Origin of the sequence: Streptomyces sp. NPDC050619 (assembly GCF_040654815.1) — a bacterium.
GTDB lineage: Bacteria > Actinomycetota > Actinomycetes > Streptomycetales > Streptomycetaceae > Streptomyces.
Genome location: NZ_JBFAIR010000050.1, coordinates 35,647 through 47,069 on the forward strand (window position 1 = coordinate 35,647; position 11,423 = coordinate 47,069).

At 69.7% G+C, this 11,423-nt stretch carries 10 protein-coding genes and 1 pseudogene; 9 read left to right on the forward strand and 2 right to left on the reverse strand.

Going from position 1 to position 11,423, the window contains the following annotated elements:
- Window positions 1-203: 203 nt before the first annotated feature.
- A complete protein-coding gene (locus AB0I77_RS47585; protein WP_363289207.1) occupies window positions 204-749 on the reverse strand; it encodes a MarR family winged helix-turn-helix transcriptional regulator in 546 nt (181 codons plus the stop codon).
- 169 nt (window positions 750-918) lie between these two features.
- Here AB0I77_RS47585 and AB0I77_RS47590 point away from each other — a divergent pair, with 169 nt between their 5' ends.
- The 8 genes from AB0I77_RS47590 to AB0I77_RS47625 all read left to right on the forward strand — a co-directional run bounded on the left by AB0I77_RS47590 (window position 919) and on the right by AB0I77_RS47625 (window position 9,903).
- Window positions 919-1,422, forward strand: a complete 504-nt coding sequence (locus AB0I77_RS47590; RefSeq protein ID WP_363289208.1) for a flavin reductase family protein — start codon at window positions 919-921, stop codon at window positions 1,420-1,422.
- A gap of 62 nt (window positions 1,423-1,484) precedes the next feature.
- Complete coding sequence (gene hpaB, locus AB0I77_RS47595) at window positions 1,485-2,951, forward strand: 4-hydroxyphenylacetate 3-monooxygenase, oxygenase component (protein WP_363289209.1); 1,467 nt, start codon at window positions 1,485-1,487, stop codon at window positions 2,949-2,951.
- Window positions 2,951-4,396, forward strand: a complete 1,446-nt coding sequence (locus AB0I77_RS47600) for a fumarylacetoacetate hydrolase family protein (RefSeq protein ID WP_363289210.1) — start codon at window positions 2,951-2,953, stop codon at window positions 4,394-4,396. Before hpaB ends, AB0I77_RS47600 begins: the two co-directional genes overlap by 1 nt.
- Entirely contained in the window at window positions 4,393-5,325 is a 933-nt protein-coding gene (dapA, locus tag AB0I77_RS47605; protein ID WP_363289211.1) for a 4-hydroxy-tetrahydrodipicolinate synthase, read from the forward strand. The genes AB0I77_RS47600 and dapA overlap by 4 nt, the downstream gene beginning before the upstream one ends.
- Window positions 5,322-6,809: a 5-carboxymethyl-2-hydroxymuconate semialdehyde dehydrogenase gene (hpaE, locus tag AB0I77_RS47610; protein WP_363289212.1), complete on the forward strand. Its 1,488-nt coding sequence runs from the start codon at window positions 5,322-5,324 to the stop codon at window positions 6,807-6,809. Before dapA ends, hpaE begins: the two co-directional genes overlap by 4 nt.
- A complete protein-coding gene (gene hpaD / locus AB0I77_RS47615) occupies window positions 6,806-7,810 on the forward strand; it encodes a 3,4-dihydroxyphenylacetate 2,3-dioxygenase (protein ID WP_363289213.1) in 1,005 nt (334 codons plus the stop codon). The genes hpaE and hpaD overlap by 4 nt, the downstream gene beginning before the upstream one ends.
- Window positions 7,811-7,997: 187 nt before the next feature.
- A complete protein-coding gene (locus AB0I77_RS47620; protein WP_363289214.1) occupies window positions 7,998-8,963 on the forward strand; it encodes a helix-turn-helix domain-containing protein in 966 nt (321 codons plus the stop codon).
- Between the two features lie 196 nt (window positions 8,964-9,159).
- Window positions 9,160-9,903, forward strand: coding sequence for a dienelactone hydrolase family protein (locus AB0I77_RS47625; protein ID WP_363289215.1), 744 nt, complete (start codon window positions 9,160-9,162; stop codon window positions 9,901-9,903).
- A gap of 287 nt (window positions 9,904-10,190) precedes the next feature.
- Here the strand turns inward: AB0I77_RS47625 and AB0I77_RS47630 are convergent, their stop codons facing one another.
- Window positions 10,191-10,589 carry an ester cyclase gene (locus tag AB0I77_RS47630; RefSeq protein ID WP_363289216.1) on the reverse strand — a complete coding sequence of 133 codons (399 nt, stop codon included), beginning with the start codon at window positions 10,587-10,589 and terminating at the stop codon, window positions 10,191-10,193.
- Here AB0I77_RS47630 and AB0I77_RS47635 point away from each other — a divergent pair.
- Window positions 10,587-11,090 (forward strand): annotated as a pseudogene (locus AB0I77_RS47635) (helix-turn-helix transcriptional regulator); the annotation flags it as partial. The gene AB0I77_RS47630 and the pseudogene AB0I77_RS47635 sit on opposite strands and share 3 nt — an antisense overlap.
- Window positions 11,091-11,423 lie beyond the last annotated feature (333 nt).

An 11,423-nucleotide genomic window follows, 5' to 3' on the forward strand; every position in this document is an offset into this window, starting at 1 on the left:
CCCCTCAGTCGGACATCGAGGCCCTGGTCTGCGAAGACTCGTCGACGGCCAGGCCGAACACATGTCACGGCTCACCCGCATACGGTCGGTGTAGCCGCCGAGCAGTTCGGCACCGCCGGCGTCGCAGCGCTGCGCAAGGACCTGCACGCTGCCCAACGCGCCGTCGTCGAGGCACTCCCATTCCTCACCTGAGACGAGACCCCTCAGGTCCGATGCCGGACGTCGAAGTGCGCGGAGTGCGCGGTCAGCTTGCCGAGCAACTCGATGAGGGTCTGCTGCTCGTCCTCGCTGAGGGCGCCCGCCCACTCCTGTTCACGTGCGTTGTGTGCCTGGAAGGCAGTGGTGATCGCATGCAGGCCGGCCTCGGTGAGGCCGAGCTGGACCGCGCGCCCGTCGTAGGAGGCGCGCTCCTTGCTCACCAGGCCATCCCGTTCCAGCGTGCTCACCAGCGCCGACACGGCGGCTCGGCTCATGCCGGACAGCTCCGCCACCTTCTTGGCCTCGACCGGGCCCGACAGCCAGATGGCGAACAGCACTCGGAAGCCGGGCCATGACCAGCCGCGAGGCCTGTGTACGGCGGATTCGAGGTCGTAGACGAGCATGTTGGCCGCGCGGTGGAGGGTGAGCACCAGCCGCATGGCGAGCGGATCGATGCCGGGGAGTTCCCGCGAGGCCCGGTCGACGGCGTGGTCGATGAACGACCAGAAGTGCAGGTGGTCGGCATCCAGCGGTTCCGGTTCCTGGGTCACAGTCGGAGTCTAGGTCGGGGTCCGGGCCGCGAAAAACCTTCACCCGAGGGCTACCCCAGAGATGCCGACGGGAGTACGGTCCCTAATTAATCAAAGCATTGATTACATGTTTTGAGTATCAGTCGTCCTGCTTTGTCCCCTGGGTGCGATCGATCCCAAGGAGCCTCGTATGCCCGAAGCACTCGCTCCCCCCAGTCCCGGCGCGCTGCGTGCCTGCATGTCCCGTTTCGCCACCGGCGTCACAGTGGTGTCGTACGCGACCGACAGCGGTCCGCGGGGCGCCACCATGAACTCCTTCACGTCCGTGTCCGCCGAACCGCCGCTGGTCCTGGTCAGCGTCGCCCGCCGGGCCCGCTGCCACGACCAGCTGGCCGACGGGCCCTTCTGCGTGAACATCCTCGGTGCCGAGCAGGAGCAGTTGGCCCGGCTGTTCGCCGGGGCCCCGAGCACCGCGGAGCCCCGCTGGGCGCAGGGCGCGCGCGTCCCCCGGCTGGCCGACCCGCTCGCCTGGGTGGAGTGCGAGCCCTGGCGCACGTACGACGGCGGCGACCACACCCTGGTCCTCGGCCGCGTCACCGACCTCGGTCACCGCGACGGCGACGCCCTGACCTACGCCTGGAGCCGTTTCGCGTCCACGACCGAGTCGACCGACGGCATCGAGCACCTCTTCTGAAGCTCTCCTCCGCCCGGCCCGCCCCCTTCCTCGAACCCCACCGCACTCCCAGGAGAACCACCATGGCCGCACGCACCGGCAAGGAATTCCTCGAGCGCCTCTCCCAGTCCCGCCCCACCGTGCACATCCAGGGCGAGACGCTCACCGGAGGAATCCAGGAGCACCCCGCTTTCCGCAACGTGGTGCAGACCTATGCCGAGCTGTACGACCTCCAGCACAGCGACGAACACAAGGACGTCCTCACGTACGCGTCCCCCACCTCCGGTGAGCCGGTCGGCACGTCCTTCCTCACTCCGCGCACCCCCGACGAGCTCGTCAAGCGCCGTAAGGCGTTCAAGGTGTGGGCCGACCACAGCAACGGCATGCTGGGCCGCACCGGCGACTACATGAACAGCTCCCTGATGGCCCTCGCCTCGGCCGCCGACTGGTTCGCCCAGGCCAACCCCGCCTTCGGCGAGAACATCCGCCGCTATTACGAGAAGGCCCGCGAAGAGGATCTGCTGTGCACGCACACGCTGATCCCGCCGCAGGTCAACCGGGCCGTGGCGGGCACGCAGCAGGCGGGCGGCAAGCTCGCGGCACGCATCGTGAAGGAGGACGACAACGGCGTGGTGATCCGCGGGGCGCGCATGCTCGCCACCATCGCCCCCTTCGCCGACGAGATGCTCGTCTTCCCTTCGACCGTGCTGCGCGGCACGCCCGAGGACAAGCCGTACTCGTACGCCTTCGCCATCCCCAACGACACCCCCGGCCTGCGCTACATCGCCCGCGAGCCCCTCGACTACGACCGCCCGCGCCACGACCACCCCCTCGCCTCCCGCTTCGAGGAGTCGGACTGTGTGGTCGTCTTCGACGACGTGCACGTGCCTTTCGAGCGCTGCTTCGCGCTCGGTGACGCCGAGCTGTGCAACGGCTTCTACTCCCAGACGTCCTCCGTGGTGCACATGACCCACCAGGTCGTCACCCGCACCACCGCCAAGACCGAGTACGTCCTCGGACTGGTGACCCTGCTCACGGAGGCCATCGGCATCGAGCAGTTCCAGCACGTCCAGGAGGACATCGCCGAGATCATCACCACCCTGGAGACGCTGCGCGCCTTCCTGCGCGCGGCGGAAGCCGACGCCGAGGTCAACGAGTACGGCGTGCTGACCCCGGCCTGGGCCCCCCTCAACGCCGCCCGCAACCTCTACCCCAAGCTCTACCAGCGCTTCCCGCAGATCCTGCGCAAGCTCGGCGCCTCCGGCTTGATGGCCACCCCGACCGAACTCGACATCACCGGCCCGGCGGCCGACGACATCGAGGCCTACCTCCAGTCGGCCACCCTCACCGGCGCCGAGCGCGTGAAGCTGTTCCGTCTGGTCTGGGACACCTGCATCTCCGCCTTCTCCAGCCGCCAGGCCCTGTACGAGTACTACTTCTTCGGCGACCCCGTCCGCATGGCCGGCGCGTATGTGAAGTCGTACGACCGCGAGCCGTACAAGGCGAAGGTCCAGGACTTCCTGGATCAGCGCAGCCTGGAGCGCTCCTGATGACGCACCCCCTGGGGAACCCCCCGTCGAAGATCATCGCTGTCCATCTCAACTATCCAAGCCGGGCCAAGGAACGCGGCCGGATCCCGGCCCAGCCCTCCTACTTCCTCAAGCCACCCTCGTCGCTGGCAGGCACCAAGGAGGCCATCGTCCGCCCGGAGGGGTGTGAACTTCTCGGGTTCGAAGGCGAGATCGCCCTGGTCGTCGGCGGCCGGGCCCAGCGGGTGCGGCCGGAGGACGGCTGGTCCCACGTGCGGTGGGTGACCGCCGCGAACGACGCCGGGGTCTACGACCTGCGGTATGCCGACCGCGGCTCCAACCTCCGCTCCAAGGGCGCCGACGGCTTCACCCCGATCGGGCCGCGGCTGCTGGACGCCCGCCAACTCGACCCGGCCGCACTCCGGTTGCGTACCTGGGTCAACGGCGAACTCGTACAGGACGACACCACCGACACGCTGCTCTTCCCCTTCGGCCAGCTCGTCGCCGATCTGTCGAGACTGGTCACCCTGGAGCCCGGGGACGTGATCCTTACGGGCACTCCGGCCGGCGCGTCCGTCGTCTCCCCCGGCGACACGGTGGAGGTCGAGGTCACCGGCAGCGGGCAGTCCACCGGGCGACTGCGCAACCCCATCGCCTCCGGGCCCGCCCTGGAGACGTACGGAGCGATGCCGAGGACGGACGCGGCCGAACGCGAGGCCGCCCACGGAGCCGCGTTCACCCCCGAGCCACTGCTCGACGAACGCATCGAGGAGGGACTGCGTTCGGTCGCGGTCGCCACCCTCAGCGCACAGTTGCGGGGGCGCGGACTGCCGCACATGTCCATCGACGGGGTACGTCCCACACAGCCGGACGTGAAGATGGTCGGCGTCGCCCACACGCTGCGCTACCTGCCGCTGCGCGAGGACCTGTTCAAGCGGTACGGCAACGGCATGAACGCCCAGAAGCGGGCCATCGAGCAGCTGCGACCCGGCCATGTGCTGGTCATGGACGCCCGCAGGGACACCTCCGCCGGCACGATCGGCGACATCCTCGCCCTGCGCGCCCAGCAGCGCGGCGCGGCCGGGGTGGTCACCGACGGAGGCCTGCGCGACAGCGTCGCCGTCACCGAACTGGGGCTGCCCGTCTACCACGGCGGAGCCCACCCCTCCGTCCTCGGCCGCCGCCATGTGCCGTGGGACACGGGAGTGCCGATCGCCTGCGGCGGAGCCCTCGTGCAGCCCGGCGACCTGCTGGTGGGAGACGCGGACGGCGTGGTCGTCGTGCCCCCCGAGCTGGCCGAGGACCTGATCACCGACTGCCGGGAGCAGGAACAGCGGGAGCGCTTCATCACCGAGCAGGTGCGCGCCGGGCACGACATCGACGGCCTGTATCCCCTCGGTCCCGACTGGCACGAGATGTACGAGCGGTGGCGCAAGCAGCACAGCACGCGAGGAGAGCCCACATGAAGTTCCGCAGCGACCCGTCCGCCATCCGCGGATCCATCGCTCCCGCCATCACCCCCTTCACCGCGGACGGAGCCGTCGACCACGACAGCCTGCGCGCGCTGATCCGCTTCCAGCTGGAGTCCGGTTCGCACGGCATCTCACTGGGCGGCTCCACCGGCGAGCCCAGCGCGCAGAGCGTGGCCGAGCGGATCGCGGGCATGCGGACGGCGGTCGAGGAGATCGGCGACCGCGTCCCGTTCCTGCCCGGGACCGGATCCCACAAGCTCGACGAGACCCTCGAACTCACCGCTGCCGCAGCCGAGTTGGGCGCCGACGCCGCGCTCGTCATCACGCCGTACTACGCGCGCCCCACGCAGGAGGCGCTGTACCAGTGGTACGCGACCGTCGCCCGGGAGTTCCCGGACCTGCCGATCGTCGCCTACAACGTCCCCTCGCGCACGGCCGTCGACATCGCGCCCGAGACGGTGAAGCGGCTGTTCACCGACTTCGAGAACTTCGTGGGCGTCAAGGAGACCACCAAGGACTTCGAGCACTTCTCGCGGGTGCTGCACGCCTGCGGGCGCTCACTGCTGGTGTGGTCGGGCATCGAGTTGCTCTGTCTGCCGCTGCTCGCGCTCGGCGGTGCGGGTTTCGTCTCAGCCGTCGCCAATCTCGCGCCCGGCGCGGTGGCTCGGATGTACGAGCTGTGGGAGGCGGGCGATTTCGACGGTGCCCGCGATCTCCACTACCGCCTGCACCCGCTCGTCGACCTCTTGTTCGTCGAGACGAACCCGGCGCCGGCGAAGTGGGTGCTGCACCAGCAGGGACGTATCGCGTCGCCCCATGTCCGCCCGCCGCTCACCTCTCCCACCGACGCGGGCCTGTCCAAGATCCGCGCGCTGCTCCGCGAGGGCGGAGACCTCACCCAGCAGATCGGAGCCGCGCAGTGAGCACCACCCCTGAGCACCTTCCCACCGTGATCCCGCACTGGATCGGCGGTGCCCTCGTCAACGCCGCGGACGGACGCACCTTCGACGTCGCCGACCCGGTCTCCAACACGGCCTACGCACAGGCCGCGCGTGGCTCTGCGGCCGACGTGGACCGGGCGGTGACGGCTGCCCGGGTCGCGTTCCCGGAGTGGGCCGGGCTGTCCAACCGGGCACGCGCGGGTGTCCTGTACCGGATCGCCGACGCCGTCGAGGCCCGTCATGACCGGCTCGCCGCCTTCGAGTCGTACGACTCCGGGCTGCCGATCACGCAGGCCCGCGGCCAGGCGCGGCGCGCCGCCGAGAACTTCCGCTACTTCGCGGATGTCATCGTGGCCCTCGGCGAGGAGGCGTTCCGGCAGGGCGACGACCAGTTCAGCTATGTGGTGCGCACACCGGTGGGAGTCGCCGGGCTGATCACACCGTGGAACACCCCCTTCATGCTGGAGAGTTGGAAGCTGGCACCCGCGCTGGCGTCCGGCTGCACGCTGATCCTCAAGCCGGCCGAGTGGACCCCGCTCTCCGCGTCGCTGTGGCCGGAGATCTTCGACGAGGCAGGCGTGCCCTCCGGGGTGGTGAACATCGTCCACGGCATCGGCGAGGAGGCCGGCCAGGCCCTCGTCGACCACCCGGACGTGCCGCTGATCTCCTTCACCGGCTCCTCCGACACGGGCCGGCACATCATCCGCTCCTCCGCCGAGCACCTGAAGACGGTGTCGATGGAGCTGGGCGGCAAGTCCCCGGTCGTCGTCTTCGCCGACGCCGATCTGGAAGCCGCGCTGGACTCGGTCGTGTTCGGCGTGTTCTCCCTCAACGGGGAGCGCTGCACGGCAGGTTCACGCGTACTCGTCGAGCGCCCGCTGTACGAGGAGTTCACCCGGCGACTGGCGGAGCGGGCCGCCAACGTACGCGTCGGGCTGCCTTCCGACCCGGCCACGGAGGTCGGCGCACTGGTACACCCCGAACACTACGAGCGCGTCCTGAGCTACGTGGAGATCGGCAGGAAGGAGGCCCGGCTGGTCGCGGGCGGAACCCGCCCCGAGCACCTCGCCGACGGCAACTACCTCCAGCCTACCGTCTTCGCCGACGTCGAGCGCGACGCCCGTATCTTCCAGGAGGAGATCTTCGGCCCGGTCGTGGCCGTCGCTCCCTTCGACGACGAGACCGAGGCCGTGGAACTCGCGAACGCCACGCAGTTCGGTCTGGCCGCCTACGTCTGGACCTCGGACATCAAGCGCGGCCACCGCATCGCGCACGCCGTCGCATCCGGCATGGTCTGGATCAACTCCCACAACGTCCGCGACCTGCGCACTCCCTTCGGCGGGGTCAAGGCGTCGGGTGTAGGCCGCGAGGGCGGCGCCCACAGCATCGACTTCTACACCGAATCGAAGATCGTCCACGTCGCCCTCACCGAGGTGCACACCCCCCGCTTCGGAGCCACCTCATGACCACCTCGAACGCCCCCGACGTCATCCGGTCCGCCTACGCCCAGCTCGCCGTCACCGACCTAGGTGCCGCCCGCTGGTTCTGGGTCGACATGCTCGGCTTCTACGTGCAGTACGAGGACGCCGAGTCGCTGTACCTGCGCGGCACGGACGAACTCACCCACCACTCGCTGGTGCTGCGCAAGGGCGACCTGGCGGCTCTCGACCACATCGCCTATCGCGTCCGCACCCCCGAGGACGTCGACAAGGCGGAGAAGTTCTTCGCCGGACTCGGCTGCCCGGTCAAGCGGTTGAAGAAGGGCGAGGGAACGCACGGTGTCGGCGACGCGGTCCGCGTCATCGACCCGCTCGGCTTCCCCGTGGAGTTCTTCCACGAGATCGCCCGCGCCGAGCGCCTCATCCAGCGCTACGACATCCGCCACGGCGCCGAGATCGCCCGCCTGGACCACTTCAACATCTGCACCCCCGACATACCCGCCGCCTACGCCCACTACCAGTCCCTCGGCTTCGGCTGCTCGGAAACGATCGAGGGTGACGAGCACGAGCTGTACGCGGCCTGGATGTACCGCAAGCAGACCGTCCATGACGTCGCCTTCACGGGGGGTGCCGGGCCGCGCCTGCACCACGTCGGGGTGGCCACCCACGAGTCCCATCAGGTACTGCGCGCGGCCGACATCTTCGGCTCGCTGCGCAAAGAGCACCACATCGAGCGAGGCCCCGGCCGGCACGGCGTCTCCAACGCCTTCTACCTCTATCTGAGGGACCCCGACGGCCACCGTGTGGAGATCTACACCTCGGACTACTACACCGGTGACCCGGACCACGAGACGTACCGCTGGAACGTGCGCGACGACCGGCGCCGCGACTTCTGGGGCAACGCCGTCATCGAGTCCTGGTACAAGGAGGCCGCCCCCGTCCTCGACCTGGACGGACGCCCGCAGCCCGTGACCGACACCGTCCTCGACGAGTCCGCGGTTCAGGTGGGTGCGGACGGCCTCGGCTGATGCTGCGGGCTGTGGGGGGGGACCCGGAGGTGGCGCGCGCCCTTCCGGGATCCCTCACCGCGTCTCGGCGGACACGGGACCTTCTCATACACCCCATTCATCGCACTTCATAAAAACCGGATACGACAGTTAGTATCCGGCGGCACGCCTACCTGCCGGCTTGCCGCAGGGCCCGCAGAGGAGACCCATGCCCTCGATGACGACTCCGTCGGACGACACCTCCGCAGGACGCTTCGAGTTCTGGCGGGACGTGGTCGGCCAGAGTTTCGTGCCGCTGGAAGCGCTGCCGCGCGAGGTTCCCGACTTCCGGGCCTCCCTGCACACCGCCCAGCTCGGCGCGGTGCAGGTGTCCGTCGTGGCCGCGGATCCGCACGGCGTCGCCCACACCCGTAGGCACATCGCCTCCGACCCGGCCGATCTCGTCAAGGTGAGTCTTCAGCTGGCCGGGCAGTGCATGCTGACCCAGGCGGACCGCCAGGCCCTGCTCAAACCGGGCGAGCTGGCCATCTACGACACCCGTCACCCGTACACACTCGACTTCGACCAGCGGTACCGCACACTCGTGCTGATGTTCCCGCGGGTCATGCTCCGGCTGCCCGAACGCGACCTGACCCGCATGATCGCGACCACCGTGTCGTGCAGCGACGGACTGGGGCCCGTGGTGCACCCGTTCCTGCGAGGACTGGCCGGGCAGGTGCGGCAACTGGACGCTCTCGGCACGCCGCGGCTCGCGGACAGCGTGGTCGACCTGGTCGTCGCGATGCTCTCGGACCGGTGCGCCGTGCCCGTGACGCAGCAGGACGACGGGCGGGAGCTGCTGGCCCAGCGGATCCTCACGTACATGGAGCAGCGGCTCTCCGACCCGGGGCTCGGCCCCGACCGCATCGCGGCCGCCCACCACATCTCGCGGCGCTTCCTCTACAAGCTGCTGGCCGAGCGGGGATACACGGTCTCGGGCTGGCTCCGGGAGCGTCGCCTCGCCGAGTGCCTGCGCGACCTCGCGGACCCCGCGCTCGCCCATATGCCCGTCGCCACCGTCGGAAGCCGCTGGGGCTTTCCGGATCCCGCCCACTTCAGCCACGCCTTCAGGAGCGCCTACGGCATGAGCCCGTCGGAGGCACGCGGGGCCGGGCGCGCGGCGCTGGGCGCTTAGAACCCATCTTCGAACCGGTGAGAGGCCTGACCGAGATACGGGTCAAAGGCGCAACGGGATGGATAGCTGCCGTGGGGACGAGGTTTGTGACGGTTCTTGTGAGCCCTCGCCGTATTTCAGGGGGGATAGCCGCGCTGCTCTGCCAGCGGCAGAACAGCGGCCGGACCGGGCTCGACGATCACTACAGTCCAGTCTCATGACGACGATTACGACGCGTACGGTCGAGTACCCGGCCGACGGTCTGACGATGATCGGGCACCTCGCGCTCCCGGCCGGTGTCGACCGCCGGCCCGCAGTGCTGCTCGGACCAGAGGGCACGGGGCTCAGCGACGTCGAGCGCCGCCGGGCCGATGCTCTCGCCGAGCTGGGATACATAGCGCTGGCCTTCGACCTTCACGGCGGGCGCTATTTGAGCGACCCCGAGGAGATGCTGGCCCGTTGCATGCCACTGCTCGCTGATCCCGACCGGATGCGGAGCATCGGCCATGCGGCACTCGACGTGTTGCGCACCGAACCGCGGACCGACCCCGACCGGATCGCCGCCGTCGGCTACGGCACCGGGGGCGCTGTCGGGCTGGAACTCGGGCGCGACGGCGTCAACCTGCGCGCGATCGGCACAGTCAACGCACTGACCACGGGCCGACCGGGCGAGGCGGCGCGCATTCGCTGCCCGGTGTGGGCCGGGGTCGGGTCGGAAGACCCGATCATGCCGCCCGCGCAACGGTACGCGTTCACCGCTGAGATGCAGGCCGCGGGCGTCGACTGGCGCCTCGCGGTCTACGGCGGCGCCTTGCACGCCTTCCACCATCCGCCGGTCGACCACCCCACGGTCCCCGGCGTCGGCTACCACCCGCAGCACGCACAGCGAGCCTGGCGCGACGTCGTCGACCTGCTCGCCGAGTGCCTGCCCGTGACGGAGGATCTGGGGGCGGACCTGTGACGCCTCGAGCAGCGTGGACGGGTTCGGCAGATCGGGGCAGGGACGCGTTGGGCTGGACGGCGGGCCGGGTGAGTCTGCGGGTCATGAGGGTGATCGAGGCAAGGGTGAGCATCGCCTCGGCGGCTCTCCAGTGATCACGGCGTGAATGATCTGGCCGCTTGTGCCTCATGGATGCGATCGTGGCAGGAATCGCAGGCCACAACCGTCGCCCTCTGCCACCGCGCCATACGGCCCCCTCCCGCAACGGCAATCCCGCGCGGCAGAAGGCTCACCCGGCGCTACGAGGTTCACGGCGCCGGTAGGGCACCGATCTGCTGCATCACCCCGAGGAGATCGGGCTGGCCCCGTTCGCCGACGATCCGGCCGTCGGCCAGGTAGTAGAAGTCCATGGCCTGCACCGAGATCTTGTTGCCGCTCGCCGGGATCCCGAAGAATTCACCGTCGTGGGTTCCCCGCATGGTGAACCGCGCGGCCACGGTGTCGCCTTCGGTGACTGTCTCCTCCAGCGTCCACTGGACGTCGGGGAAGGCGCTGCGCATCATCCCGATGACTTCCATGTACCCATCGGGCCCCCTCAGTGGTTCCGGGTGGCTTGGCGCGTGGAACACCGCGTCCGGAGAAATGACCTCGCGGCCGAGATCCTCGTTGCCCGTGTTGAATACGCTCGCTGGTACCCGCCCAAACAACTGACCGGCGATACGCGGCCGGTCAGTGACGGCAGCCTGTATCCGGCGATCAATCGTCTGACCAGGGCGGGCTTGATCGAGCGGCGCGCCGACCCGGCCGCGGGGGCGGCCCGGTACGTGCTCAGCCTGACCGCGGCCGGACGGGCCGACATGCTTCAGCGCCTGCGCAAGCCCGCCGACCACGAGATCACCGACTTCACCCGGTTCTACGTCGTCCTGGCCTTCCTCTCCCACCTGCCCGACGTGGCCGAACAGCACGCGGTGCTGCGCAGACGGCTGGAGTTCCCGGAAGAACCGGCGAGCTTCTTCTACGACAACGAGCGGCCCCTGCGTGCCGAGGAGATCGCCGACCCCTACCGGCGGGGCATGCTGCTCACCGCCCGCGCCACCAGCCGCGCCGAACGGACCTGGCTGCGCGAGACCCTCGGGGAGAAGCCGCCCGCATTCGACACCGCATGCACCGACAGCGATCCGCATGCGCCCGCCGCTCCCGCGGGCTGACTGTCCACGGAGGTACCCCCCCCCATGCTTGCTTCCTGGTACGACGACCAGGGCCCCGCCGCCGATGTCCTGCACGTCGGTGAACTACCTGATCCGTCCCCGGCCCCGGCGAGGTCCGCGTCCGCGTCACATGCCCGCCCCAGCAAGGGCCGGTGCACCATCACGCAAGCCGGAGTGGGCCGCCGAGGTGCACCCTCCGGTCGTGACAGAGAGCCGCACACTCCTGACGGGCCCGCCTCGCGGGCACCGGTGAGCGGCTTACGCAGGAACATCCGCGGACACAGGAACGGGCTGACGTCCCGGCCTCCCCCAGGGCGTCTGCCCGGGGACGAG

Excerpts from the sequence above, each read along its gene's own strand:
- hpaB (WP_363289209.1), top strand. The coding sequence starts at position 1,485 with ATGGCCGCACGCACCGGCAAGGAATTCCTCGAGCGCCTCTCCCAGTCC.
- AB0I77_RS47590 (WP_363289208.1), top strand. The coding sequence starts at position 919 with ATGCCCGAAGCACTCGCTCCCCCCAGTCCCGGCGCGCTGCGTGCCTGC.
- dapA (WP_363289211.1), top strand. The coding sequence starts at position 4,393 with ATGAAGTTCCGCAGCGACCCGTCCGCCATCCGCGGATCCATCGCTCCC.
- AB0I77_RS47600 (WP_363289210.1), top strand. The coding sequence starts at position 2,951 with ATGACGCACCCCCTGGGGAACCCCCCGTCGAAGATCATCGCTGTCCAT.
- hpaD (WP_363289213.1), top strand. The coding sequence starts at position 6,806 with ATGACCACCTCGAACGCCCCCGACGTCATCCGGTCCGCCTACGCCCAG.
- AB0I77_RS47625 (WP_363289215.1), top strand. The coding sequence starts at position 9,160 with ATGACGACGATTACGACGCGTACGGTCGAGTACCCGGCCGACGGTCTG.
- AB0I77_RS47620 (WP_363289214.1), top strand. The coding sequence starts at position 7,998 with ATGCCCTCGATGACGACTCCGTCGGACGACACCTCCGCAGGACGCTTC.